Annotated in this window: 22 protein-coding genes; 13 read left to right on the forward strand and 9 right to left on the reverse strand. The window is 66.6% G+C overall.

From position 1 onward, the window contains the following. Positions 1–24: 24 nt before the first annotated feature. Positions 25–483 (forward strand): TspO/MBR family protein, encoded by a 459-nt coding sequence (locus G3N58_RS07720; protein WP_205998876.1) that lies wholly within the window; start codon positions 25–27, stop codon positions 481–483. 158 nt (positions 484–641) lie between these two features. On the opposite strand, the gene G3N58_RS07725 is transcribed toward G3N58_RS07720, so the two are convergent. Both G3N58_RS07725 and G3N58_RS07730 read right to left on the reverse strand, forming a co-directional pair. Then, complete coding sequence (locus G3N58_RS07725; protein ID WP_167039175.1) at positions 642–824, reverse strand: DUF3563 family protein; 183 nt, start codon at positions 822–824, stop codon at positions 642–644. A 108-nt stretch (positions 825–932) separates the two neighbouring features. Next, positions 933–2,099, reverse strand: a complete 1,167-nt coding sequence (locus tag G3N58_RS07730) for a PHB depolymerase family esterase (protein WP_205998877.1) — start codon at positions 2,097–2,099, stop codon at positions 933–935. A gap of 421 nt (positions 2,100–2,520) precedes the next feature. On the opposite strand from G3N58_RS07730, the gene G3N58_RS07735 reads away from it, so the two are divergent. The 4 genes from G3N58_RS07735 to G3N58_RS07750 all read left to right on the forward strand — a co-directional run bounded on the left by G3N58_RS07735 (position 2,521) and on the right by G3N58_RS07750 (position 5,607). Continuing rightward, positions 2,521–3,222: a phosphatase PAP2 family protein gene (locus G3N58_RS07735; RefSeq protein WP_167039170.1), complete on the forward strand. Its 702-nt coding sequence runs from the start codon at positions 2,521–2,523 to the stop codon at positions 3,220–3,222. 213 nt (positions 3,223–3,435) lie between these two features. Then, positions 3,436–4,209 (forward strand): molybdate ABC transporter substrate-binding protein, encoded by a 774-nt coding sequence (modA, locus tag G3N58_RS07740; protein WP_167039168.1) that lies wholly within the window; start codon positions 3,436–3,438, stop codon positions 4,207–4,209. A 20-nt stretch (positions 4,210–4,229) separates the two neighbouring features. Beyond that, positions 4,230–4,904: a molybdate ABC transporter permease subunit gene (gene modB / locus G3N58_RS07745; protein WP_205998878.1), complete on the forward strand. Its 675-nt coding sequence runs from the start codon at positions 4,230–4,232 to the stop codon at positions 4,902–4,904. 1 nt (position 4,905) lies between these two features. Further along, entirely contained in the window at positions 4,906–5,607 is a 702-nt protein-coding gene (locus tag G3N58_RS07750; protein ID WP_167039164.1) for an ATP-binding cassette domain-containing protein, read from the forward strand. A gap of 29 nt (positions 5,608–5,636) precedes the next feature. Here G3N58_RS07750 and G3N58_RS07755 read toward each other — a convergent pair whose 3' ends face one another. Continuing rightward, positions 5,637–6,473: a TOBE domain-containing protein gene (locus G3N58_RS07755; RefSeq protein ID WP_205998879.1), complete on the reverse strand. Its 837-nt coding sequence runs from the start codon at positions 6,471–6,473 to the stop codon at positions 5,637–5,639. Positions 6,474–6,744: 271 nt separating this feature from the next. On the opposite strand from G3N58_RS07755, the gene G3N58_RS07760 reads away from it, so the two are divergent. Continuing rightward, the gene (locus G3N58_RS07760; RefSeq protein ID WP_167039160.1) at positions 6,745–7,578 is read left to right on the forward strand and encodes a class II glutamine amidotransferase; all 834 of its coding nucleotides are present in this window, start codon (positions 6,745–6,747) and stop codon (positions 7,576–7,578) included. 60 nt (positions 7,579–7,638) lie between these two features. On the opposite strand, the gene G3N58_RS07765 is transcribed toward G3N58_RS07760, so the two are convergent. After that, complete coding sequence (locus G3N58_RS07765) at positions 7,639–8,022, reverse strand: tautomerase family protein (RefSeq protein ID WP_205998880.1); 384 nt, start codon at positions 8,020–8,022, stop codon at positions 7,639–7,641. A 97-nt stretch (positions 8,023–8,119) separates the two neighbouring features. Between G3N58_RS07765 and G3N58_RS07770 the strand changes: the two genes are divergently transcribed. Then, the gene (locus G3N58_RS07770; RefSeq protein ID WP_167283636.1) at positions 8,120–8,971 is read left to right on the forward strand and encodes a LysR substrate-binding domain-containing protein; all 852 of its coding nucleotides are present in this window, start codon (positions 8,120–8,122) and stop codon (positions 8,969–8,971) included. A 116-nt stretch (positions 8,972–9,087) separates the two neighbouring features. On the opposite strand, the gene G3N58_RS07775 is transcribed toward G3N58_RS07770, so the two are convergent. Beyond that, entirely contained in the window at positions 9,088–9,771 is a 684-nt protein-coding gene (locus tag G3N58_RS07775; RefSeq protein WP_205998881.1) for a hypothetical protein, read from the reverse strand. A 113-nt stretch (positions 9,772–9,884) separates the two neighbouring features. Between G3N58_RS07775 and G3N58_RS07780 the strand changes: the two genes are divergently transcribed. Further along, the gene (locus G3N58_RS07780; RefSeq protein ID WP_167039152.1) at positions 9,885–10,322 is read left to right on the forward strand and encodes an MbcA/ParS/Xre antitoxin family protein; all 438 of its coding nucleotides are present in this window, start codon (positions 9,885–9,887) and stop codon (positions 10,320–10,322) included. After that, the gene (locus G3N58_RS07785; RefSeq protein WP_205998882.1) at positions 10,319–11,020 is read left to right on the forward strand and encodes an RES family NAD+ phosphorylase; all 702 of its coding nucleotides are present in this window, start codon (positions 10,319–10,321) and stop codon (positions 11,018–11,020) included. The genes G3N58_RS07780 and G3N58_RS07785 overlap by 4 nt, the downstream gene beginning before the upstream one ends. A 75-nt stretch (positions 11,021–11,095) precedes the next feature. Here the strand turns inward: G3N58_RS07785 and G3N58_RS07790 are convergent, their stop codons facing one another. The 4 genes from G3N58_RS07790 to G3N58_RS07805 form a co-directional block, all read right to left on the reverse strand. Next, complete coding sequence (locus tag G3N58_RS07790) at positions 11,096–11,833, reverse strand: metallophosphoesterase (protein WP_205998883.1); 738 nt, start codon at positions 11,831–11,833, stop codon at positions 11,096–11,098. A gap of 186 nt (positions 11,834–12,019) precedes the next feature. Continuing rightward, the gene (locus G3N58_RS07795; protein ID WP_205998884.1) at positions 12,020–13,459 is read right to left on the reverse strand and encodes a cytochrome c; all 1,440 of its coding nucleotides are present in this window, start codon (positions 13,457–13,459) and stop codon (positions 12,020–12,022) included. Between the two features lie 20 nt (positions 13,460–13,479). Then, positions 13,480–15,081, reverse strand: coding sequence for a GMC family oxidoreductase (locus G3N58_RS07800; RefSeq protein ID WP_167039144.1), 1,602 nt, complete (start codon positions 15,079–15,081; stop codon positions 13,480–13,482). Between the two features lie 73 nt (positions 15,082–15,154). Further along, entirely contained in the window at positions 15,155–15,799 is a 645-nt protein-coding gene (locus G3N58_RS07805; protein ID WP_167039142.1) for a sugar dehydrogenase complex small subunit, read from the reverse strand. A 347-nt stretch (positions 15,800–16,146) separates the two neighbouring features. Between G3N58_RS07805 and G3N58_RS07810 the strand changes: the two genes are divergently transcribed. The 4 genes from G3N58_RS07810 to glgB all read left to right on the forward strand — a co-directional run bounded on the left by G3N58_RS07810 (position 16,147) and on the right by glgB (position 26,521). Continuing rightward, positions 16,147–16,809 carry a DUF1345 domain-containing protein gene (locus G3N58_RS07810; protein ID WP_167039140.1) on the forward strand — a complete coding sequence of 221 codons (663 nt, stop codon included), beginning with the start codon at positions 16,147–16,149 and terminating at the stop codon, positions 16,807–16,809. A gap of 532 nt (positions 16,810–17,341) precedes the next feature. Then, positions 17,342–20,842: a maltotransferase domain-containing protein gene (locus G3N58_RS07815; RefSeq protein WP_205998885.1), complete on the forward strand. Its 3,501-nt coding sequence runs from the start codon at positions 17,342–17,344 to the stop codon at positions 20,840–20,842. Continuing rightward, complete coding sequence (gene treS, locus G3N58_RS07820; RefSeq protein WP_205998886.1) at positions 20,839–24,318, forward strand: maltose alpha-D-glucosyltransferase; 3,480 nt, start codon at positions 20,839–20,841, stop codon at positions 24,316–24,318. The genes G3N58_RS07815 and treS overlap by 4 nt, the downstream gene beginning before the upstream one ends. Continuing rightward, complete coding sequence (glgB, locus tag G3N58_RS07825; RefSeq protein WP_205998887.1) at positions 24,311–26,521, forward strand: 1,4-alpha-glucan branching protein GlgB; 2,211 nt, start codon at positions 24,311–24,313, stop codon at positions 26,519–26,521. The genes treS and glgB overlap by 8 nt, the downstream gene beginning before the upstream one ends. The last annotated feature ends 98 nt before the right edge of the window (positions 26,522–26,619 follow it).

The following is a 26,619-nucleotide window of genomic DNA, read 5'->3' on the forward strand; positions in this document are numbered from 1 at the left end:
AGAAAAACGCCTGGAGGGATGAAGATGCGCCGTCTGCCGTCGCTGCTCGTGTTTCTGATTCTGACGCTTGCGGCCGGCTGGGCCGCAAGCCTGTCCTTGCCGGACGCTTGGTACGCGGGACTGCAAAAGCCCGCGTTCAATCCGCCGAACTGGGTCTTCCCGCCGGTCTGGAGCGTGCTCTACGTGCTGATGGCGTTTTCCGCGTGGCGCGTATGGAAGCACAATGGCCTGAGCGCGGCAATCGTCCTGTGGGTGGTTCAGTTGGTGTTCAACGCCGCGTGGATGTGGCTATTCTTCGGTCTGCATCGGCCGGAAATGGCATTAGCCGATATCGTGATTCTGCTGGTGCTGATCGTTATGCTGACCGGCGTCTTCTGGCGACGGGACCGCCTGGCCGGTGTGATGCTGATGCCGTACGTGATCTGGGTCGCGTACGCGGCGCTACTGAATTACGCGCTCTGGCAGTTGAATCCGGCTGCTTGACGCGGAGCCGATTGGTTGGGCGTTGGGCGCGCAGGCTGCCCGGCGGCAACTACGCTGAAAAACCCGTGGCGGTTCGCGATACCTGAGCGGCTCGCCCCGCACATCGGCGCCTCACCACACGCCGATGTCTTTCCGACTATCGCGACGCTCGCGCCTGCTTAGCCGTAGTGCTGGCTCATCCACGACGGCTGGCGCACGCTGCCTTCGCGGTCCAGTTTGCGCATGCGGAATTCGAGATCGTAGAGATCGGTCGCTTCGGAGAGGTAGTCGTCGGCGCGCTCTTTTGCGAGTTGGTCCGGCGATTTGGTCAGAAACAGGAACAGGCGGCTAAGCAGATACATGGTCGACCTCGGAAATGAAGGCTGTGCGTTACAACTAAGGGATAACCCGTATTATAGGGAAAACCCTAGTTTCGCGCTACTGCTCATTTTCGAGGCGCGCTTCCGGTGTCATCTCCCGGCCGACGACGCCGCCAGGCCTTCCACGGCACGTCTCGCATCCGTGCGGCGCTGATGCCTGAAAAACTCCCACAGCATGGCGCTCGCGTCCGGACCTTTGGCGGAATGGAACGGCAATGCGTCGTCGCCGCCCGCCCATGCGTGGCCGAGCCCCTGCACACGGCACACCCGCACCACACGCCGGCCGCCGCGCAGATAGTCGCGCATCACTACGCCGCCCTTGCGGTCTTCGCGCATTTCGCCGGCCCGGCGTGCGCCGTCGGCGTCGACGAGACGGTTCAGACGCAGGAACTGCGCCGCCAGCTGGTCCGCGTTGACGGGCGCGACCACGTGATCGGCGTCGCCGTGGATGATGAGCGCCGGCATGCCCGGATATTGCGCAACGTCCGTCATTTCGTCGACGAGCTCGGCCGGTTCGCGGCGCACGCCGCGCCGCATCACGTCCATGGCGGCGATGCCCGAGCGGGCCTCGCCGATTGCGGGGCCGGAATGCAGCGCGACCGCGGCGAAACGATCCGGATAGTTGAGCGCCAGCAGCGCCGTCAGGCCCGCGCCCGCGGAAATCCCGGCCACGTAGACGCGCTCCCGGTCGAAACCATGCTGCGCGACGAGCTCGTCGACGAGCGACACCACCGCGCGCGCCTCGGCGCCGCCCGCGCTGTCGCTGGCGTCGTACCAGTGCCAGCAGCGGTGCGAGTGCGCGTGCTTCGACTGCTCCGGGTACACCACCGCAAAGCCGTAGCGATCGGCGAGCAGATTCATGCGCGTGCCCTCGGCGAATTCGTCGATGGATTGCGTGCAGCCGTGCAGCATCACGACGAGCGGCATCGCTTCCAGCGCATGGCCCGACGGCACATACAGCCCGTACTGCAGATGATTGACGAGCCGCCCCGGCGCCACCGGCGCGGAGTGGAACGAGCGCGTCCACGAGCCGCTCGCCCACGCGGCCGCGCGCGGCCGCACGCGCGACTCGCGCTTCACGGGCGTGCGCAGCGCGTCGGCCGGCTTGAGCGGACGAGCCTTGCTCGACGGTTTGTTGGCGGCGGCGCGCACGGGTCGCGCCGGTGCGCGTCGGGTGGACTTTTGCGCATGTTCGGTTTGAATCGCGAGCAGGCGCTTCAAACCGCGCAGCCAGATTTTCGATAGGCTTTTTGCCATCGGCGATAACCTCGCAAAAAGGGACAGTGCAAACCGGCGAAAAACGCGAGTTCACACGAAGTTGTGCAATGCACAATAACATCATTTTTCATGCGTTGCCGAAGACTGACAATCATGCCGAGTCCGATTTTCTCTCCGGCGAACCTTGTTGCCATCCTGCCGTCGAACCCTAACCGCTGCTCGTCGACGTCCACGACAGGCACCCGGTAAGCACCGCGCAAGCTGGCACGACGTCCCGTTCGCCAGCCAACATTTGGCGCGTAAATGCGCGGTGCGCGGCAAGACCGGCGAGCGACACCCGTCTATACTGGCGGTTAATGCCGAAGGTCCCAACCCGGGCGAAAGCGGCGTCCGTGCCGGCCGCGCGCCGGTTCGGCTACCCACCCACCTCATTTCACGCGGCCCACGTCGCACTTTAGCCATGCCCGACTTACCGATCCACCTGTGGTATTCGATTACCAGCCTCGGCGGCGCCGGCCTCACGCTGCCGCTCGCGTTCGCCATCGCACTCTGGCTGGCGGTCGGCTACTCGTGGCGGCTCGCGGCCGGCTGGCTGCTGCTGCTCGGCGCGGCCATCGGCATCGTGACGGTGACCAAGCTGGCCTTCCTCGGCTGGGGCGTCGGCGTGCGGGAACTCGATTTCACTGGCGTCAGCGGCCACGCGACGCTGTCCACGGCGGTCTACCCGGTCGCGATGTTCCTGATGCTGTTGCCCGCGCGGCCCGCCATCCGTCTGCTCGGCGTGCTGGCGGGGCTGGCCGCCGGCATCGCGGTGGGCTTGTCGCGCGTCGTGCTGAGCGCGCATTCGCCGTCCGAAGCGGTCACCGGCTGCATCGTCGGCGCGCTCGCGGCGCTGCTGTTCGTGCGCATCGCGTGGAATGCCGAGCCGGGGCGCCTCGCAGCGCTGCCAGTCGCCGTCAGCATGATGGTGCTCGCCATCGCGATGCACGACGTGCATGTGCCGACGCAGCGCTGGGTCACGCATATCGCGCTGAAGGTGTCCGGCCACGACCGGCCGTTCATCCGCGCCAAGTGGAAGGCCGCGCGCGAGATTCGTCCGGCCAGCCTGCCGCTGTCGCAAACGCTCAATACGCTCGCGCCGCAGCACGCGTCTCACGTCTGAGCGGCACGGCGCCGCTCTCTTCGGGTTTGCTGCGAGCGTTCCTCGCAGTTCCCGGTTCCCCGCCGATCCTGTCCCGATCCACGAGCGCTGCACGCCGAAAATGAAGCGTCAGCCTCGATCGCCGGTCATGCGCACACCGCTATAACCGCGCATATATTACGATAGCGTTTTTAAACCGCTGCTTCCCGTCCACGTCAGACTTTCAGGTCCTTCATGACACTCTCCCGCCATCTGAAGAAATACGCGCTTTGCGTCGCAAGCGCCGTCTCCGTTGTGGTCAGCGTGAACGCCCACGCCGACGAACTCGTGGTCTCCGCCGCCGCCAGCCTGACCAACGCGTTCAAGGCAGTCGGCGACGCGTTCCAGCAGCAGCATCCGGGCACCAAGGTTCTGCTGAACTTCGGCGCGTCCGACGTGCTGATGCAGCAGATCGTCAAGGGCGCGCCGGCCGACGTGTTCGCCTCGGCGGACCAGAAGGCGATGGACATGGCCGCCTCGCAAAAAGTGATCGTGCCGTCCACGCGGCGCGACTTCGCGGCCAATTCGCTGGTGCTGATCGTGCCGAACGACAGCCACTTCGCCCCGGCGAGCCTCAACGATCTGACGACCGCGAACGTGAAGCGCGTCGCGTTCGGCGATCCGGCTTCGGTGCCGGTCGGCCGCTATACGCAAGGCGCGCTGAAGGCTGCCGGCGTGTGGGACGCGGTCAACGCGAAGGCCGTGCTCGCGGCGAACGTGCGCCAGAGCCTCGACTACGTCGCGCGCGGCGAAGTCGACGCCGGCTTCGTGTTCGGCACCGACGCCGCGATCATGCCCGACAAGGTCAAGGTCGCGCTGAGCCTGCCGACGCAAACGCCGATCACCTATCCGATCGCGCAGGTCGACGGCAGCCATCACGCGGCCGACGCCCAGGCGTTCATCGACTTCGTGCTGTCGCCGGCCGGCCAGGCCGTGCTCGCGAAGTACGGCTTCAAGCCCGCGCACTGATCGACGGGAAAGCACACGTCATGCAACAGGCCTGGGTTCCGCTGCTGCTGTCGCTGAAGGTGGCGGGCTGGGCCACCGCGCTGAATCTCGTGCTCGGCGTCGCGGCGGGGCTCGGTCTGTCGCGCTGGCGCTCCGGCGCGCGCGACGTGATCGACTCGCTGCTGATGCTGCCGCTCGTGCTGCCGCCGACCGTGCTCGGCTACTACCTGCTTGTGCTGCTCGGCCGGCGCGGCGTGATCGGCGCGTGGCTCGACCGCTTCGACATCCAGCTCGTGTTCACATGGCAGGGCGCGGTGATCGCCTCGACAGTGGTGGCGTTTCCGCTCGTGCTGAAGTCGGCGCGTGCCGCCTTCGAGGGCGTCGATCCGCAGTTGGAGCGCGCGGCGCGCACGCTCGGCGTCAGCGAAGCGGCGATCTTCTTTCGCGTGACGCTGCCGCTTGCCGCGCGCGGCATTCTCGCCGGCGGCCTGCTCGCGTTCGCGCGCGCGCTCGGCGAATTCGGCGCGACGCTGATGATCGCCGGCAATCTGCCGGGCCGCACGCAGACGCTCTCGGTCGCGGTCTACTCGGCCGTGCAGGCCGGCGACGACAGCACCGCGAACTTCCTCGTGCTCGTAACCTCGGCGACGTGCGTCACGATCCTGCTGCTCGCGGGGCGGCTCGTGCCGCAGCACACGCTTCTGAGGTCTCGCTGACATGCCGCTCGACGTCGCCATCCGCAAGACCTTCGAGACCGCCGAGCGCCGCTTCACGCTCGACGTTTCGTTCCGCGCGAACACCCAGCGGCTCGTGCTGTTCGGCCCGTCCGGCGCGGGCAAGAGCCTGACGCTGCAGGCGATTGCCGGTTTGCTGCGCCCCGACGAGGGATCGATCACGCTGCACGGCACCACGCTGTTCGACAGCGCGAGCGGCGTCGATCAGAAACCGCAGGCGCGCAAGATCGCGTATCTGTTTCAGGACTACGCGCTGTTCCCGCATCTCAACGTGCGGCAGAACATCGGCTTCGGGCTGCGCCGGGGCTGGTTCAATCCGCGCGCGCGCGGCTCGCATCCGCAGGTCGATTACTGGCTCGAGGCGCTGGAGTTGAGGGGCGTCGCGGGCAATCACCCGGTGCAACTGTCCGGCGGGCAGAAGCAGCGCGTCGCACTGGCGCGGGCGCTGGTCGCGCAGCCGCGCCTGCTGTTGCTCGACGAGCCGTTTTCCGCGCTCGACAGCGCGCTGCGCCAGCGCATGCGGCGCGAACTGTCGGACCTGCAAACGCGGCTCGATATTCCGATGGTGCTGATTACGCACGATCCCGACGACGTCGCGGCATTCGGCGATCAGGTCGTGCAGGTCAACGATGGCCGCGTGCGCGAAGACCATCCGTTCGCGGGGTATGTGCGCAGCGAGTCATAAGGGCGCGGTCTCGCCGTCCCTGCCACCGCTCAGTCCTTCACGCCGAGTATCACGCTCGACGCCTTGAACGCGGCCACCGCGCTCGCGCCTTCCCGTAAGCCGAGTGCGTTGGCGCTTTCGTTGGTGACGACCGCGGTCATGACCGCGCCGCCGTCGAGCGCCAGCGACACTTCCGCGTTCACCGCACCGCGCTTCACGCTCTGCACGGCGCCGCGCAACTGATTGCGCGCCGATAGCCTGAGCGGCGCGCCGTCTGCGCCATCGACGAGCAGCACGACCCACGACGCCTTGATCAGCGCGAACGCCACCGTGCCCTCGGCGAGCCCCAGCGCCTCGGTGCTCTCGTGCGTGAGCACGGCGACAATCGCCTGGCCGCCGGGCAGCGCGAGCGTGACTTCGTCGTTGACGCTGCCGCGCGTAATCGCCGAAACGGTGCCGTAGAACTGGTTGCGCGCGCTGGTCTTCACGCCGATGCGGCCGATCAGGTCCCAGTCCGTCGCGAAACCTTCGATCGCCGCACCCGCGCGTTCGAGAAAACGCCGATGCTCGCGCTCGACCGCGCGAAACGTCGCGATCAGCTTCACCGCGCGCGGCGTGAGCGTGGTGCCGCCACCGCCCTTGCCGCCCGTCATCCGCACGACGAGCGGTTCGCCCGCGAGGTTGTTCATCGTGTCGATGGCGTCCCACGCGCCTTTGTAGCTGATGCCGACCGCCTTCGCCGCGCTCGTGATCGAGCCGGTTTCGCCGATCGCCGCGAGCAGCGCGATGCGCGCCGCGCCGCCGAGCGTCTGCGTGCCGGCTTGAAACCAGACGGAGCCGCCGAGTTCGAGGGATTCGCGAGGGGGATCGGTGCGGTCGGTGGGCATGGCGGGAGAAGTTGAAGGGCCGGGGCGAGGGCTAGGGTCCGGAAAGGACCGCGAATCATTATAACGACACGGTCTTTGTCGACCATGAGTAGCGCTTACGGCATGCCGATCCGCCGCCGCGTGGAAATTTTTGCCCATTATTTCGGCTTGAAAGGTGCCGGGGCGGTAATCCGTGTATCGTCGTCGCTGCTGCCGTGCATCGGTGTACGGATCACGATCACGACGCTGCAACCGGCCGCCAGATAGAAGCGTATTCGACAGGAGACATTTCATGTGCCGCTGGCTCGCTTATTCCGGCAAACCGCTTCAGCTCGAAACGGTGCTGTTCAACGCCAAGCATTCGCTGATCGATCAGAGCCTGCATTCGCGGCTCGGCAACACGACCACCAACGGTGACGGCTTCGGAATCGGCTGGTACGGCCATCCGACCGACATTCCGTTCCGCTATCGCTGCATTCAGCCGGCGTGGAGCGATCGCAATCTGCGTGAAGCCGCGCGCGCGATTCGCGCGCCGATGTTCGTCGCGCACATACGCGCGGCGACCGGCACGCCTTCGCAGGAAACCAACTGTCATCCGTTTCGCCACGGCCGGTGGCTGTTCGCGCACAACGGCCTCGTGCGCAACTATCCGGCGCTGCGTCGCGATCTGATGGTCGCGATCGACCCGGAACTGTTCCCGTCGGTCGAGGGATCGACCGATTCCGAAGTGCTGTTCTTCCTCGCGCTCACGTTCGGTCTCGAACTGGCGCCCGTCACCGCGCTCAGGCGCATGGTGGCGTTCGTCGAGGAAACCGGCCGCCGCCACGGCGTGGATCAGCCGCTGAACATGACCGTCTGCGCAACCGACGGCGAGCAGATCGTGGCGGTGCGTTATTCGAGTGAACAGCAATCACGCTCGCTGTATCACAGCACGTCGTTCCATCATCTGCACGAGTTGTATCCCGACGATCCGCGCATCGCGATGGTCGGTGAAGATGCGTTTCTGGTCCTGTCGGAACCGCTCTCCGATTTGCCGGACTGGTGGGAGGAAATTCCGGAGAGCACGGTGGTGGTGGCGCGCGGCGGGGAGATCGAGCAGTTTCCGTTTGAGCCTCAAATGGCTTGAGGGGCTTGAACCGGATAATCGCAGGGGCGGAGCATCGAAGATGCTCTGCCCCGCACGCGCCTACGTCGCATACTGCGCAACCCCATTCCCAAACGACCAGTTCTCTTTCTCCACCTCGACGAGGTTGATGAACACATCCTCGCGCCGCACGCCCGGCGATTTCGCCAGTTCATCGACGATCCGCCGGTACAGCGCCTTCTTCTGCTCGATCGTGCGCGTGTTGCTCACGGTCAACTGGATCACGACGAAATCGTCGCCACGCTCGATGTTCTGATACTGCCGGTCATAGATCATGTTGCCCGGCGTGTGCTCCGTAATCAGCATGAACATGTCGTCGGGCGGCACGTTGAACGTGTCCACCAGCGAGCGCTGGATGCCCGCAGTCAGCGCTTCGCGGTATTCGGCCGGCTTGCCGGCGCGCAGTGAGATTCGGGTGAGCGGCATGATCGACTCCTGTTGCGGTGTTGGGTTAAACACAGCTTAGGCACGCTCAGTCATAATAAACAGATATCTTCGCCTATTTCATCCATATTCATTGGAAATGAAAGTGCTCGATCTCGATGCGGTGCGGGCATTCGTGCTCGTCGCCGATCTGCGCAGCTTCACGCGCGCCGCCGACGCGCTCGACACCACGCAATCGGCCGTCAGCCTCAAGCTGAAGCGGCTCGAAGCGCATCTCGGCAAGCCGTTGCTCGAACGCACGCCGCGCCTCGTGCGCCTGTCCGCCGATGGCAACGCGTTTCTCGGCGCGGCGCGCGAACTGCTGAATGCGCACGAGCGCGCATTGGGCGCGCTGTCGGTGGAACGGCGCCGGCTCGCGCTCGGGCTCAGCGAGCATGTCGCGGGTCCCGATCTGCCGCAGTTGCTCAGGCGGCTCAATGCGCACGATCCGGGGCTCGTGATCGAGCTGCATATGGGGACGTCGGCGGCACTGCTCACGCAATTCGACGAGCGCCGGCTCGACGCGGCGATCATCCGCTATGGCGCGGACGAGCCGCCGCGCGACGATGCGCAGACGCTCTTCAGCGAACCGCTCGGCTGGCTCGCCTCGCCCGCGTGGCTGCCGCGCGTCGGCGAGCCCCTCGCGCTGGCATTGCTGAGCCCGCCGTGCAAGGTGCGCGACGTCGCGCTGCGCGCGCTGACGGCGGCGGGGGTTGCGTGGCAGGAAGTGTTTGTCGGCGGCGGCATGGCCGCGGTGGGCGCGGCGGTGGCGGCAGGGCTCGCCGTCTCGCCGCTCGCGCGCCGGGTTGCGCCGCGCGGTCTCGTCGACGTCGGTGCGCGGCTCGGCTTGCCGGAGCTGCCGGAATCGCGCGTGACGCTGCATTCGCGCGTGCGCGATCCGCGCTCGGCGGAAACGCTGCGGTTGCTGGCGAATGGGTTAGCGACGGGGTAACACTGCGTTCGCAAGTACGCGCTTCGCGCCCGGCACACGCCCCGTTTGCCGTCAAACAGATCGGATGGGCGACGGCACAACGCGTCGGCCACAACACGTCCCCGCCGAAATAACGCTCAGTGAATAATCGGCGGCAACGAGCCGCTGCGAGCGGTCGCCGGATTAGGCGCAGTGCCCATCGGCGCGATGTCGCCAACGTTCACGGACGCGGCCGGCGCAGTCTGCACGGCCGGCGCGACCGGATTCGTGCTCGCCGCCACCGGCTTCGCCGCGACCTTCGCGACATGCGGGCGAACCGTATGCCCCGGCGCAAAGTCCGCGTGCATCACCTTGCCCTGCGTCGATTTCGCACGCGCAAGCTGCGCATGTGGCTGCTCATGTGGCTGTGTACGCTGCTTCACGGCCTGCGCGCTCACGCCCGCATGCGCTCGGCCCCTACCCAAGGCCGCCAACTTCATGCCGCCCTTCGCAGCCCCGCTCGCCGCCACCTTTTTCGCGCCAGCGCCATGCGCCGCGAGCTTGCTGCTGTGAACGCCGCCACCCGCCGCGCCATGCGCCGCCCCGTGCCGAACGCTCGCCACCTGCTTCCCATGCGCGCCGCCGCGCTTCCCACCGGCCTTGGCCTCGGCCACCTTACCCTTCGCCCCACCCGGCTTTTGCCGCACCGCTTTCGTGACATGTCCGCTGACGACATGCCCGCTCGCCTCGGGCGGATTCCACGTTTCCGTATAACCCGCCGCCATGGCCGCTTCCGACACACACCACACGGCCAGCGCCGCTGCTACTGCTCGAACCCGCATCTCCTGCTTCTCCTGATCGACGACTGCAAAAACGAGCCGCGATTATATTCTCTTGCAAAAATCCATTTATGGACTAATATCCATTCAAAGTACATATAGGGACTCACCCGATCATGGCTCACGCTGCCCGCCTCACTCCGCCCGAGTCGCCGTTACGACGGCCCGCCCCGGAACCCACGCTCACGCAAATGTCGGCTGCGGGGCTGCGCGCGTTCTTCAACATCGCGCGCGACTGGGACCTGAACGCCGACGAGCAGATCGTCCTGCTCGGCTCGCCGGGCCGCTCCACGTTCTTCAAATGGAAGGCGTCGCCCGAAACGGCGCGCCTCGGGCGCGACACACTGGAGCGCCTGTCGCTTCTGCTCGGCATCTACAAGGCATTGCAGATTCTGCTGCCGCAACCGAGCGCCGCCGATACCTGGATCAAGCGCCCCAACAGCGCGCCGCCGTTCGGCGGCCGGCGCGCGCTGGACCGCATGCTGGCGGGCAATATCAGCGATCTCGTGGCCGTGCGCCAGTATCTCGACGCAATGCGAGGCGGCTGGGCGTGACACAAGCGAACTGGCAGGACCGCTGGACCAGCGCCGCGCTCGACTGGTCGCCCGCGTATCGCGTCATTCCAACCCGCTTTCCGGCCGTCAATCTGTTCGACCGGGTCGCTTCCCCCGAAGATTTCGACGCGCTCTACGCGCTCGAAGCGATGACCAACGACCGTCTGCGTACCGAAGTCGGCGAACTCGATCTCGTGCCGCGCGAGGAGCGCCGCTTCGGACCCGGCTACGGGCCGATCATGGCCGCGCTCACGCATCTGAATCCGCTCGGCAGCCGCTTTTCGGACGGCACCTACGGCGTGTTCTACTGCGCCCGCTCGCGCGCGACGGCGATCGCCGAAACGCGCTATCACACGGGGAAATTCCTCGCCGCGACCGCCGAACCACCGCTACGTCAGCAGATGCGTCTCTACACCGTGGTCGCGCAAGGCACGGTCGTCGATCTGCGCCACGATGCCGCGCTCGATCCCGCCGTGCTCTCGCCGCACGACTACCTGGCCGGCCAGGCGCTCGGGCGGGCGGTGCGGCAGGCGGGCGCGCCGGGCATCGCCTATCCGTCGGTGCGCGACGGCGCGGGCGAATGCCTCGCCGCGTTTCGCACGACGGTGCTGCGCGACTGCCATCACGCGGCGTATCTGGAATACAACTGGAACGGCACGAGCGTGGATATGGTGTTCGAGCTCAATCAGGTGGGGTAACGACGAACCGCGGGCCGAAGCAAGCGGCAAGCCGCACGGCAAACGCAACGCCGTGCGGCGGAAGACGGCACACGCTCACGGCAGTGCCAGCGCCGCCGCCCCATCGGCCCGCGCTTCCTCGACCGAAATCGACCAGCGCCGCAGCGCCAGCGGCTGCACGATCGTGAGCTTGCCGTCGGGCCCGAACGCGCCGGTGTCGATAAACACCTGCGAGCCGATCTGCGTGATGTCGCGCATCGGCGTATGGCCGCAGTAGGTCAGCGACAAGCCGCGTTGCCGCAGCGGGTCGCCGTTGCCGAGCGCGAGCTCACGCCCCCATAGCAACTGCTGACGCTTTTCGGCGGAGAAATTCCCCGCGTCGAGATCGGCGTCCGAGCCGAAAAATTCGGCATGCAGAACGTTGAAGCGGTCCTTGCCGCTGCCGATCGTGCGCGCGAGCGGCAGCGTGCGCAGATGCTGCGCGTAGTGGCGCAGGCGCTCGTCGGGCACGTCCGCGGCCCATGCGCCGCCGATGCCGTACCACCACTGCCGCCGCAAACGGCCATCGGCGACCGCGCACAGCGTGTCCTCGTGATTGCCGAGCACGGCGAAGAACCACGGCTTCGCGAGCAGTGCGAGCGCCTGCTCGGAATGCTCGCCGCGATCGACGAGATCGCCGACGGAAAACAGCCGGTCGCGCGCCGGATCGAACACGATCTGGCACAGCAGATAACGGAGCGCATCGACGCAGCCATGCAAATCGCCGACCACGAAATCGCGGCCAAGCTCGTTGGCTGCGTGATGCTGAACGACGTTGGCGGGTGTGGAATCCATCTGTTCATGATAATGCGGCAGACGCGGTATCGTATGCGCGGCGCCCATCGTATCGTTGTGTCCGGGCGGGCAGAATTGTCACAAAACGATACAGGACCGACATCGGCCCGGCGTCTTCGCCCGTGGACCTCGACACGGCCACGCGGCCACGGCGTCATTGCAACGCCATCGTCTCGCCTCACTGTGTCACTGCTGCGCGCGCAGCTTCGCGACCCCGGCTGCCGTCATGGTCGCCTGCGGATTGCCGAACTGCTTCGTCACGTAGTTCGTGATGGCGGCGATCTGCTCGTCGTCGAGATGGCCGCCGAACGCGGGCATCAGCACGTCCGCGTGCGACGTGGTGCGGCTCACGCCGTGCAGGATCACCAGCGCGAGATTGTTCGCGTCGCTCGCGCCGACCGTCGAATTGTGAATCAGCGACGGATACGCTCCCGGCGCGCTCGCGCCCACGCCCTCGCCGGTCCAGCTGTGACAGGTCGCGCAATTGCCGATGAACAGCTGCGCGCCGCTCACCTCGCCGCTCGCGCCAGTGATCTTCGCCCCGCGCAGCGCGGTGACGTCGGCGGCGGGCGTGCCCCACTGGTGGCGCCCGCGCGTCTCGCCGCCGCTCACGGCCGGTAGCGAGCGCAGATAGACGACGATCGAGCGCAGGTCCACCGGCGTCAGATACTGCGTGCTGTTCGCGACCACTTCGCCCATCGGTCCAGCCGCATTCGCGCGGCCCGGCACGGCGCCCGTCGACAGATACGCGGCGAGTTCGTCGTCGTGCCAGTCGCCCACGCCGCTCACCTTGTCCGGCGTGATGTTGAACGCGTGCCAGCCTGCCTGCACCGCACCCGAGAAGCGCGCGCTCGTCTGCAGCCCCTGCATGAAATTGCGCGGCGTATGGCACTCCTCGCAATGCGCGAGCCCTTCGACGAGATACGCGCCGCGATTCCATTCGGCGCTCTGCTTCGGATCGGGAACGAAGCGGCCCTCGTTGAAGTTGAACAGGTTCCAGAACACCATGAGCCAGCGCTGGTTGAACGGGAACTTGAGGCTGTTGGCGGGCGGCGTGTAGTGAATCGGCGTGAGCGTGTTCAGGTACGCGCGAATCGCGAGCACGTCCTGATCGGTCACGCGCGTATAGGCCGTGTAGGGAAACGCCGGGTACAGCCGCTCGCCGCCCTTGCCGATGCCTTCGTGCATCGCGCGCATGAAGTCGGCGTCGCTCCATTGGCCGATGCCGGTGTCGGGGTCGGGCGTGATGTTCGGCGTGACGATCGTGCCGAACGGCGTGCTGATCGGCAGGCCGCCCGCGAACGGACGCGACTTGTCCGCGGTGTGGCAGGCCGCGCAATCGGCGGCGCGCGTCAGGTACTCGCCGCGTTTGACGAGATCGCCGTTGGCGGCGGAGCCGGCGAGCGCGACGGCCCCGGCATCGGACGCTTGCATGGCGTCGTCGGCATGGGCCTGGGTGATCGGCAATTCGTCGCTCAATGGCTCGCCCGGGCCGGACACCTCGCGCCACGCCATCGACAGCGCGAACAGCGCGAACGCGACCGCCAGCGCGGCGCCAAAGCGGCGGCGCCGCGCCGCATGTCTGTGCGCAGGGTCCGGCCGCGCGAGAGAGAGGTTCTTCAGCATGGTGGCTCTCCGGTCGGGGCTCAGATTTCGCGCTTGAGTTTGTCGGCCAGCTTCAGCGACAAGGCCGCGATCGTCAGCGTGCAGTTCACCGAGGCCGCGGTGGGCATCACGCCGCTGCTGGCAATGAACAGATTCGGGTGATCGTGCGTGCGGCAGTCCGCGTCGACGACCGAAGTCGCCGGGTCGCTGCCCATGATCGTCGTACCCATGATGTGATTGTTCGGTGCGAAGGTATCGTCGAACGAGATTTCGGTGCCGCCGAACAGCGCCGCGATCCGCGCATAGAGTTCATGCGTGTTGGCCGCGCTCTTCTTCACGTAGTCGTTGATCGAGTAGTAGATCTCGGGCTGCGGAATGCCGAGCGCGTCCTTGTGATCGGCCGACGGCACGATGCGGTTCTGCGGCTCCGGCAGATGCTCGTGAAAGCTGTTGATGTTGAGCGTGCGCGCGGCGCGGTCGCGAATCTGCCGGTCGAGCTCCGCGCCGGTCAAGCCTTTTTTCAGCAGGTCGGCGGTCACGCTCATGGTCGGCACGCCGTTCGACAGATGCAGCTTCTTCGACGCGTAGTCGGAACGGAACGCGCCATCGCGGAAGTTGACGATCGAGGTCATCTCCATCGGTCCGCGGCCGGGCCACAAGGGTTCGTTGGCGAGGAACGTGACCCCGGTGCCGGGGTGATCCATGAGGTTGCGGCCCACCTGGTCGGAGCTGTTGCCGATGCCGTGCGCGAATTTATCGGAGCTCGACATCAGCATCAGCTTCGGCGTTTCGATGCCGTTCGCCGCGAGCACGAACAGCTTGCCCGTCACGCGCGTGCTGTTGCCGTTCGGGTCCTTGTAGTGGACCGCGGTGATGAGCCCTTTGTCGTCCGCCTCGACGCGATACGCGACCGCCTCGGGAATCAGTTTCGCGCCGGCCTGCTCGGCCTTTTCCGCGTGGATCACGCCGTTGTACATCGCCGCGATCGGACAGATCGGCATGCAGTTGTTGTTGCCGCAGCAGGTCGGCCGCGCATCGTAGGGGCGGCTGTTGCGCGCGACCGGTTCGGGCACGACCTTGAAGCCCTGCGCGTTGAGCACGTCGCTGAAGCGCTGGTCCATGTACGAGAGCGGCAACTGCTGCATCGGATACGGCTTCGAGCGCGGCGAACCGAGATCGATCGAACTGTCGGGCCCGGACACGCCGAGCTGCACTTCGGCCGCCACGTACCACGGTTCGAGCGTTTCGTACGGATACGGCCAGTCGCGCCCGACGCCATAGCGCTTGTGCAACTGGAAGTCCGAGGGCAGCAGCCGCCACGCGGCCGCGGCCCAGTGCCACGTGGTGCCGCCGACCAGCCGCACATATTGTGAGTTGTACGGATAATCGCCCTTCTGGATCAGATAGCCGTTCGCGGGCGAGTACTCGGGATGCGGCGCATAAGGCGTCGACGGATACGGCGTCGCGAAGTCGGACTTGGCCGGCGAATTGCGGAAGTTCTCGACGATCTGCCAGCGCGGAATGCGCGGCCCGGCTTCGAGCAGAATCACCGAGGCACCGGCGAGCGCGAGTTGATGCGCGACCAGACTACCGGCGACGCCCGAGCCGACTACGACGATATCGGCGGAATGTGTGTTTGCCATCGTTGCCCTCTTCAGCGCCCTTGCTGCGGCGCTTTTCTTCGCTTTTTTCCTTGCTCCGCGCGCGCAACGCCGCTCAGGCGGACGCCGGCTTCTGCGTCCAGTAGAACGGCACGTCGCGGCAATAGGACGGAATCGTGAGCACGTCCTTGACCGGCTCGAACATCAGCGCCTTTTCATAGGCGACCACCTCGACATGCGGCATCTCGCCGACGAGACCGAGATACCACGCGCGCATGATCGCGCCGACCGGCTTCGCGAGCGCGGGCTGGTCGCTTTGCAACACCTGCGTCACGGTATCGGACGGCACGCCGCCATGAGCCTGCAGCCACGTATTGAGCGCGGCGACGTTCTGCGCGAACTGGTTGTCGGATTGGGCGAGTGCGTCGTAGACGCGTTGGCCGAGCACGGCATCGAAGCCGCTGCGGCCCGTGAGGTGCCGCGAGAGCGCGAGGAAGGCATCGAGCCCGCCGCCGGCGGAAGGCGCAGCGGCGGCACTGGCGGCATCGGCGAAAGCGGGGGCGATCCACGACAGCGAGCGGTTCGCGCCCGCAAACGCGAGCGCCGCGGCCGCCGCGCACGAGCCGAGCACCCAGGTCCGGCGTCCAGCCGACGACGGCCCTGGCCCGCCCGGCGGATGTATCACGTTGCGATACGATGGTGCGCGAGGCCGAGGCGTCACGTCGCGGTGCGCATCGTTATTCTCAGCAGCATCTGTCATTGGGGGCTCCAGATGATGAGTCATTCTCAACGAGCAGCGAGGCGATGGCAGGGTGCCGCTCGCGTGCTGCTTCGGTTGCTCTCTTCCCCAAACCTGGTCTTTGCGCCGCTCGAGCGGTCTCGTGTTTGCGCGTGACGTTCGCACGCACCGCATACAGCATCTTGCGCGCCGCGCCGCATGCGATATCGCGACGGCAACCGCGTGGCGGTGTCTGCCAATCGCCTTTCAACTGAAAGCGGCGTGCAAGGCCACTGCGAAAGACTATAGCCTGTGATCCGCCGATTCGACAAATGATCTGCGCCGCGCGAGTAAAATTCGCGACAGCAACCGTCATTCATCCCGACCACATGTTCATGAAATACTATCCGCAGGTTCTTCGCAATCGTCCGCGCACGGTCATCGGTCTTTTCATCGGCATCGTCGTTGCGCTTCTCGTGCCCGCGCATACGAGTTCGATGGCGCGCGCGTTGATCGGTTGGGACGCGGCCGTCTGGAGCTACCTGCTGATGATCTGGCTGCACATGGCCCTCGCCGACGAAAACCGCGTGCGCGAACGCGCGTTGAGCGACGACGAAAACGCGGGCGTCGTGCTGTTCGTGATCTGCCTCGCGACGGTCGCGAGCATTGCCGCGATCGTGCTCGAACTCGCCTCGGCGAAGGGCACGGCGGGCGCGTCGACCGCCTGGCACTATCTGCTGACGGGTCTGACGATGTTCGGCGCATGGTTTCTGATTCCGACGATCTTCACGCTGCACTACGCGCGGCTCTACTACGACACCGACGCACACGAAACCGCGCTGCTGTTTCCCGATCACAAGCTCACGCCGAACTACTGGGACTTCCTGTACTACTCGTTCACGATCGCGGTCGCGTCGCAAACCTCCGACGTGGTGCTGCGCTCGCGTTCGATTCGCCGGGCCACGCTCGCGCAATCGATCCTGTCGTTCTATTTCAACGTCGCCGTGCTGGGCTTGTGCGTGAACATCGCGGCAGGCCTGCTCGGTTCGTGAGACGGTCTGCATGGGTTTGCATGTGGCGTTCGCATGAACTTCATGCGAACGCCACATGCGTGCCACACAGTCCGAACACTCCGCTTTTTGCAGCACGCGCCGAAGCATTGATCCGCTGCGTGTAAAACCCGCACGGCACCCGCCCGTTTTACACGCTGGCAGCCGGCGCGCTACGCATGCCATGCGCGCTTCATCGCACGCAACCGGCTTGTGCGCAGTCCCGTGCGGACTCCCGCGCACCTCCCCTCGACACTCGCCCCCGCCGCTGCCCCGTCCTCTGCCTCGTCCTCGCGAGGCCCTCATTGGCACAACGCTTGCTCCCTTCCGCCACGAGTGCTGAGCAGCCTCGTGCAACCGGCATCTGGCGTCGAAACACCCGCGACTGGCCAGCGGCGTGACGATCTATGCACTACATTTGACCAGTACGCGCCCTCGCTGACGCCTGCGTGGTATCCGCCCGGGAAGCCCGATGAGCGCTGTGATCGCATGCCATTGCATCCACACCGCAGCAGGACAACTCTGGAAACGACCGATGGAATCTCCAAACGGGTACGCGCCACGGATTTATTTTTTCCATTCGCTTCTCGTCGGGCCGCTCGATGCCTGGCCCGCGCAATTCGCTCACGCGGCCGCGCTGGGCTTCGATCACGCGTTGATCGGCGGCCTGTTCGAGCCCGGCCAGGCCGGTCATGGTCAGGTGGTCGGCAATCATGCGCGGCTGCATCCGGTGTTCGAGGCGAAGCAGCCGGCTCACGACGCGCTGCGCTGGCTCGCCGATGCCGCGCGCCGCAACGGCCTCGCGTTGCTCGTCGATCTCGTGATCGACCGCATGGCCGCCGACGGAGCGCTTTACGCCGACCATCCGGAGTGGTTCCACGCGCGCGAATCCGCTGAAGCGCGGCTCGATCCGCGTCACGCGCATCGTGAGGACAACGTCGCCTACGCGAACTTCGACGACCCGGCGACGAGCGCCGCGCTAACCGTCTGGTGGGCGCAGCAGTTGCTCGCGCTCGCCGATGCCGGCGTCGCCGGCTTCCGTTGCGACTCGCCGCATCGCGTGCCGGCCGGCGTATGGCGGCATCTCGGCGAGGCGGTGCGCGCGAAGCATACGCACGTGCGCTTTCTCGCCGCGACGCCGGGCCTCGCGCGCGGCGATCTGCCCGCGCTCGAACCAGCCGGCTTCGACAGCGTGTTTTCCTCGGTGCGCTGGTGGGACTTTCGGGCAAGCTGGATGGCCGAGGAACACGCGGCGCTCGCGCGGATCGGCACGCCGATCGCGTTTCCCGAAGCGCCGTACGGCACGCGCCTCGCCGCCGAATTCGGCGACGCGCACGACGCCGCGCTCGTCGAGCGCGCGTACCGGCGCGCGCTGTTCACCTCGGTGGCGATCGGCAGCGGCTGGATGATGCCGATGGGCTTCGAGTACGGCCTTACCGAACCGTTGTCGCAAACACGGGGCGATGCCGCACAGTTCGCGCTCGCGGCGCAGGCGCGGCGCTTCGACCTGACAGCCGCGATCACGCAGGCCAACGACATCGCGCGCCATACGCCCGTGCTGCACGCGAACGGTGAATTGCGCCCGCTCTCCGGGCCCGACGCGCCGGCCGCGGTGCTGCTGCGCGCCGAGCAGGCCGATCTGCGTGATGCGAGCGAGGCCATGCTGATCGTCGTCAATCCCGAACTCGGCGCGCCGCTGCGCGTCGATCCCGCGCGCTTCCTCGCGGGCGTGCCGGGCGGCTTCACGCGCTTTGCGCCGCTTTTCGCACCACCTGTTGCACCACCTGTCGACGCTCCCGCTGCGCATACCGAGGCGCAACAGGAGAGTCAACCCGCGGCGCTCGCACCGTTCGCGCTCGCGCCTGGCGCCGTGCGGCTCTGGCGCGCGTTCGCCGAGCAGCCGATCTGTCTCGCGCCGCCGATCGACAAACCGAACAGCCAGCACAGCGGCCACAAGACCGTGCTCGAAGCAATCGACGCGCCGCGCGTCGCGATCGAAAGCGTCTCGCCGTCGGTCGAGCAGGGCCGCTTCGCGGCGAAGCGCAGCGTCGGCGAGCGCGCCGAGATCGGCGCGGCAATTTTCGCCGAGGGTCACGACAAGATCGCGGCCGCCGTGCTCTGGCGCGCCGCCGACGAAACCGCGTGGCACGAAACGCTCATGTCGCCCGCGCCGCCGGCCGGGCTCGACTTGTGGAGCGCGCGCATTCCGCTCGAAAGAATCGGCCGCTACGAGTTCACCGTGATCGCCTGGCGCGACGACTTCGTCTCGCTCGTCGAGCACATCGAGAAGAAGCTGAAGGCGGGGCAGACCGTCGAGATCGAAATCGACGAAGCCGCGCATCTGTTCGCGCTCGTGCTCGCCGAAGTCGAAACAGCCGATGGCGCGCAGAAGCAAGCGCTCGAACGGATCGTGCGCGACTTCACGAAGGCCGGCGCCGAACAGAAGCTCGCGCTGATCCTGGCGCCGGCCACCGCGCAGGCGATGACGGCCGCGCGCCATCGTCCGTTCCTGAGCCGCGACCCGGTGATCTACAGGATCGACGCGGAACGCACCGCCGCGCGCTTCGCAAGCTGGTACGAAATCTTCCCGCGTTCGATGAGCGACGACGAAGCGCGCCACGGCACCTTCGCCGACGTCACGGCGAAACTGCCGCGTATCCGCGAGATGGGCTTCGACGTGCTGTACTTTCCGCCGATCCATCCGATCGGGCTCGCGAACCGCAAGGGCCGCAACAACACGCTGACCGCGCAGCCCGGAGATGTGGGCAGTCCGTATGCGATCGGCGCGGCCGAAGGCGGCCACACCGCCGTGCATCCGCAGCTCGGCACGCTCGACGACTTCAAGACGATGCTCGCCGCCGCGCACGGGCACGGCCTCGAAATCGCACTCGACTTCGCGATTCAATGCTCGCCTGATCACCCCTGGCTGAAGGAGCATCCGACATGGTTCGCGTGGCGTCCCGACGGCACGCTGCGCTATGCCGAGAATCCGCCGAAGAAGTATCAGGACATCGTCAATCCCGACTTCTATGCGCACGACGCAAAGCCCGGCCTGTGGCTCGCGCTGCGCGACGTGATCCTGTTCTGGATCGAGGCGGGCGTGCGCATCTTCCGCGTCGACAATCCGCACACGAAGCCGCTGCCGTTCTGGGAGTGGATGATCGGCGACGTGCGCGCGCGCTACCCCGACGCGATCTTCCTCGCCGAAGCGTTCACGCGGCCGCGCATGATGAACCGGCTCGGCAAGATCGGCTTCTCGCAGTCGTACACGTACTTCACGTGGCGCGAGTCGAAGCGCGATTTCATCGAGTACATGACCGAACTCACGCAAACGGGCGCGCGCGATTTCTACCGGCCGAACTTCTTCGTCAATACGCCCGACATCAACCCGCGCCATCTGCAGGCGCAGGGACGCACGGGCTTTCTGATTCGCGCGGCGCTCGCCGCGACGCTGGCCGGCTTGTGGGGCGTGTATAGCGGCTTCGAACTGTGCGAAGCCGCCGCGTTGCCGAACAGCGAAGAATATCTGGATTCCGAAAAGTATCAGTTGCGCGCATGGGACTGGCAGCGGCCCGGCAACATCGTCGGCGAGATCACGGCATTGAACCGGATTCGCCGCGCCAATCCGGCGCTGCAATCGCATCTCGGCCTCACGTTCCTCACCGCGCACAACGACCATATCCTGTTCTTCGAGAAGGCCACCGAGGCACGCGACAACGTGATCGTCGTCGCAATCAATCTCGATCCGTTCAACGAACAGGGCGCCGATGTCGAGTTGTCGTGGGACACGTTCCAGCGCTGGCATCTGCACGATCACGGCGCGCTCGACGTCACCGACCAGATGAGCGGCGCGCGCTTCGAATGGCACGGACGCTGGCAGCACGTGCGGCTCCGCTCGGGGCAGCCGTTCTCGATCTGGCGCATCGCACCGCTCGGCGGCCTGCCCGCCGAGCGTCCGCAGGAGGCCGACCATGATCCCGACAGCGCATCTCACGCAGACGCTGGCAACCCAATCTGGATGGAAGGTGGAACATGAAGCGTGACGATCCCGCCCAAACCGCGCACGAGGCGCAGACGGCCGCGGCCGCCGGCAGCGCCAAGGCGCACCCCCATGCACGCCGGCGCGGCAAGCCGGCCACGCTGAGCGACGATCCGCTCTGGTACAAGGACGCGATCATCTACCAGGTGCACATCAAGTCGTTCTTCGATGCGAACAACGACGGCGTCGGCGATTTCCCCGGCCTCATCGCCAAGCTCGACTACATCGCCGAACTCGGTGTCAACGCGATCTGGCTGCTGCCGTTCTATCCGTCGCCGCGCCGCGACGACGGCTACGACATCGCCGATTACCGCAACGTGCATCCCGACTACGGGCACCTCTCCGACGTGCGGCACTTCATTCAGGAAGCGCACGCACGCGGCATCCGCGTGATTACCGAGCTGGTCATCAACCATACGTCCGACCAGCACCCGTGGTTCCAGCGCGCGCGCCGCGCGAAGGCCGGCTCGAACTATCGCAACTACTACGTGTGGTCCGATACCGATCAGAAGTACCTCGATACGCGCATCATCTTCATCGACTCGGAGCCGTCGAACTGGACCCACGATCCGGTCGCGGGCGCGTATTTCTGGCATCGCTTCTATTCGCACCAGCCCGACCTGAACTTCGACAACCCGGCGGTCATGAAGGAAGTGCTGCAGGTGATGCGCTTCTGGCTCGACATGGGCATCGACGGGCTGCGGCTCGACGCGGTGCCGTACCTCGTCGAACGCGAAGGCACCAACAACGAGAACCTCCCGGAGACGCATGCGATCCTCAAGAAGATTCGCGCGACCATCGACGCCGAATACCCGAACCGGATGCTGCTCGCCGAAGCGAACCAGTGGCCCGAAGACGTGAAAGAGTACTTCGGCAACGAAGACGAATGCCATATGGCGTTCCACTTTCCGCTAATGCCGCGCATCTACATGTCGATTGCGAGCGAGGACCGCTTTCCGATCACCGACATCATGAAGCAGACGCCGGACCTCGCCGAATCGAACCAGTGGGCGATCTTCCTGCGCAATCACGACGAACTCACGCTCGAAATGGTCACCGATTCCGAGCGCGATTATCTGTGGAACACCTATGCGAGCGATCGTCGCGCGCGCCTCAATCTCGGCATTCGCCGCCGCCTCGCGCCGCTGATGGAGCGCGACCGCCGCCGCATCGAACTCATCAATTCGCTGCTGCTGTCGATGCCGGGCACGCCGGTCATCTATTACGGCGACGAACTCGGCATGGGCGACAACATCCATCTCGGCGACCGCGACGGCGTGCGCACGCCGATGCAATGGTCGTCGGACCGCAACGGCGGCTTCTCGCGCGCCGACCCCGAGCAGCTGGTGCTGCCGCCCGTGATGGGCTCGCTCTACGGCTTCGACGCCGTCAACGTCGAAGCGCAAAGCCGCGACCCGCATTCGCTGCTGAACTGGACGCGCCGCATGCTCGCGACGCGGCGCGCGAAGCAGACCTTCGGGCGCGGCACGATCCGCTTCCTGAAGCCGGAGAACCGCAAGATTCTCGCGTATCTGCGCGAGATGCCGGGCGAGCCGCCGATCCTGTGCGTCGCCAATCTCTCGCGCGCGCCGCAGGCGGTCGAACTCGACCTGTCCGAATTCAACGGCACCGTGCCGATCGAAATGACCGCCGATTCGGTGTTCCCCGCGATCGGCCAGCTCACCTATCTGCTGACGTTCCCGCCGTACGGCTTCCTGTGGTTCCTGCTCTGCGAGGGCAGCCAGCGTCCGACGTGGGCGCAGGCGCATTCCGAGCCGCTGCCCGAGTTCGTCACGATCGTGATCCGCGAAGGGCAAACCGGCCCGACGCCCGAGAACGTGCGCCTGCTCGAATCGGAAGTGTTGCCGTCATGGCTGAGCCGGCGCCGCTGGTTCGCCTCGAAGGATCAGAAGATGCACGCGGTGCGGCTCGCCGCGTTGACCACGATTCCGAACGGCGGCTTCGCGTTCACCGAAATCGAGGTGGACGTCGGCGCTCATACCGAGCGCTATGTGGTGCCGATCGCGCTCACGTGGGGCGGCGAAACCACCACGCCGCTGTTCCTGCAACTGGCGCTCGCACGCGTGCGGCGCGGCCGCAACGTCGGCTATCTGACCGACGCGTTCTCGCTGCCGATCTTCGCGCACAACGTGCTGCGCAAGCTGCGCGAACGCGCGGTCGTGCCGACCGTGCAGAAGAGCGAGATCCAATTCCTGCCGACCGAACGCTTCGCCGAACTCGACGCTCTCGGCGAGCGGCCCGAGATTCGCTGGCTCGCGGCCGAGCAGAGCAACAGCTCGCTGATCGTCGCCGATGCCGCCGTGCTGAAGCTCGTGCGCCGGCTCGTCAGCGGCATTCATCCGGAAGCGGAAATCAGCCGCTATCTGACGCAGCTCGGTTATGCGAACACGGCGCCGCTGTATGGCGAAGTGGTGCGCGTCGATCCCGAGGGCGTGCCGCATACGCTCGCGATCCTGCAAGGCTATATCGACAATCAGGGCGACGCGTGGAACTGGTCGCTCGATTATCTGCGCCGCTCGGTCGACGAACTCGCGATCGCGATCGACACCGATACGCAAACCGCGCCCGATCGCGACAACGAGGCGATCCTGCTGGACGGTTACGGCGAACTCGCCGGCATCATCGGCAAACGGCTCGGCGAGCTGCACGTCGCGCTCGCGAGCCCGACCGACGACCCCGCATTCGCGCCGGAACCAGCCAGCGCCGAACACGTCAAGGCATGGGTCGACGCAACGCAGGCGATGCTCGCGAGCGCGCTCGATCTGCTCGCGCCGCGCATTGCCGACCTGCTCGATGCCGACACCAAGGCGCTCGCGCAAAGCCTGCTCGACCGGCGCAAGCGGCTCGTCGCGGCGGTCGGCGGGCTCGTGTCCGGCGCGGCGGGCGCGTTGCGCATCCGCATTCACGGCGACTTCCATCTGGGGCAGGTGCTGGTCGCGCAGGGCGACGCGTATCTGATCGACTTCGAGGGCGAGCCCGCGCGTTCGCTCGAAGAGCGTCGGCAGAAATCGAGCCCGTTGCGCGACGTGGCCGGTCTCATGCGTTCGTTGTCGTATGCGAGCGCGGCCGCGCAATCGACCACCGAGAGCGCGCCGCAACAGACCGCGGACCGCAAGCGCGCGCTGTTCGAACGCTTCCGCGTGCAAGCCACGGAAACGTTCCTCGCCGAGTACCGCGCGATCGTCGAACAGACGCCGACACCGCTCGTCGCGCCCGAATCCGAGCAGGCGCTGCTCGACCTGTTCCTGATCGAGAAGGCCGCCTACGAGATCCGCTACGAAGCGGCCAACCGGCCGACGTGGCTCAGCCTGCCGGTGCGCGGCCTCGCGGCGCTCGCGGACCGCCTGCTCGGCACCCCCGGCACGCCGCCGGGTCACGATCCGTCGAATCCATCCAGCGAGGCGCCGCGCGACGCCGCGCCGCCTAACCCGGCCGAGGGCGACTATGAATGAGCATGATCCGGCCGCTGGCCTGCAACCGGTCGATATCGACGCGCTCGTCGAAGCGCGCCATCCCGATCCGTTCTCGCAACTCGGCCCGCATCGCACGGACGCCGGACCGGTCGTGCGCGCGCTGCTGCCGAACGCCGCACACGTCAGCGTGATTGCGCGCGCCGACGGCGCGACGCTCGGCGAACTCGAACCGTTGCGCGGGGGATTGTTCGCGGGCCGCGTCGCGTCCGCGCAACCGTACCGCTTGCGGATCGACTGGCATGGCGTCGTGCAGGAAGTCGAGGACACCTACTCGTTCGGTCCCGTACTCGGCGACGAACCACTCGAACGTCTCGCGCGCGGCGATCCGTATGCGGTGCTCGACTGTCTCGGCGCGCGGCCGATCGACATGGACGGCGTGCCCGGCGTGCGCTTCGCGGTGTGGGCGCCGAACGCGCGGCGCGTGTCGGTGGTCGGCGACTTCAATGCATGGGACGGCCGCCGTCATCCGATGCGGCTGCGTCATCAGGCCGGCGTGTGGGAACTGTTCGTGCCGCGCGTGGGGCCGGGCGCGCGCTACAAGTACGAACTGCTGTCGCGCGACGGTCATCCGCTGCCGCTGAAGGCCGACCCGTGCGCGATGCAGACCGAAAGACCGCCGGGCACGGCATCGGTCGTCGCGTACGTCGACGAGGTCGAACAGTTTCCGTGGACCGACCACGACTGGCTTCAAGCCCGCGCCGACCGGCAGACCGCGAGCGCGCCGCTCACGATCTACGAAGTGCACGCCGAATCGTGGCTGCGCATCGCCGAACAAGGCCAGCGCGGCCTCGACTGGGACGAACTCGCCGAACGGCTGATTCCCTACGTGACGAGCATGGGCTTTACGCACCTCGAGTTCATGCCGATTGCCGAGCATCCGTTCGGCGGCTCGTGGGGTTATCAGCCGCTCGGGCAGTTCGCGCCGTCCGCGCGCTTCGGCAGGCCCGAGCAGTTCGCGCGCTTCGTCGATCGCGCACACGAAGCCGGGCTCGGCGTGCTTCTCGACTGGGTGCCCGCGCATTTTCCGAACGACGCGCACGGTCTCGTCGACTTCGACGGCACGCCGCTCTACGAGCATGCCGATCCGCGCGAGGGCTACCACCAGGACTGGAACACGATGATCTACAACCTCGGCCGCAACGAGGTCAGCGCGTTCCTGATCGCCTCGGGTCTCGCGTGGCTCAAGCGCTATCACGTCGACGGCCTGCGCGTCGACGCGGTGGCCTCGATGCTCTATCGCGACTATTCGCGCGCGGCCGGCGAGTGGGTGCCGAACATCCACGGCGGCCGCGAGAATCTCGAATCGATCGCGTTCCTCAAGCGCCTCAATCACGAAGTCCGCTACGTGCCGGGCGTGCCCGGCGCGATCACGGTTGCCGAGGAATCGACCGCTTGGCCCGGCGTGACCGCGCGCCTCGACGACGGCGGCCTCGGCTTCGACTTCAAGTGGAACATGGGCTGGATGCACGACACGCTGCACTACCTGCACGAAGACCCGGTGTATCGCCAATACCATCATCACGACATGACGTTCGGCATGGTGTACGCGTACTCGGAGCGCTTCGTGCTGCCGCTCTCGCACGACGAGGTGGTGCACGGCAAGGGCTCGCTGCTCGGCAAGATGCCCGGCGACCGCTGGCAGCGTTTCGCGAATCTGCGCGCGTATTTCGGTTTCATGTGGACGCATCCGGGCAAGAAGCTGCTGTTCATGGGCGGCGAATTCGGCCAGATGGCCGAGTTCGATCACGACGGCTCGCCGCACTGGCATCTGCTCGACGATACGCTGCATCACGGCGTGCAGCTGCTGGTGCGCGATCTGAACCGCTTGTACCGCGACGAGTCCGCGCTGCATCGGCTCGACAGCGAACCGGGCGGCTTCGAATGGCTGATCGGCGACGACAGCGCGAACAGCGTGTTCGCGTATCGCCGCACCGACGGCGCGGGCGCGGAGTGCGTCGTGCTGTGCAACATGACGCCGGTACCGCGTCTCGGCTATCGGCTCGGCATGCCGCGCGGCGGACACTGGAGCGAAGTGCTGAACACCGACGCGAGCGTGTACGGCGGCTCGAACATGGGCAACGGCGGCCGGATTCACGTCGACCATGTGCCGAGCCACGGCCGCCCGTACTCGGCCGCGCTGACGCTGCCGCCGCTCGCGACGATCGTATTGCGCGCGGATTGACGAAGCTGCCGCACCACGGGCGCGCGGTTCGCGAGGACTCGCAGGAAACTCGCCGGAACATGCGCCACGCGCCCGTGGCATGAAAACCCGGGCTTCGC

This window comes from Paraburkholderia sp. Ac-20342, assembly GCF_017104985.1.
Taxonomy (GTDB): Bacteria; Pseudomonadota; Gammaproteobacteria; order Burkholderiales; family Burkholderiaceae; genus Paraburkholderia.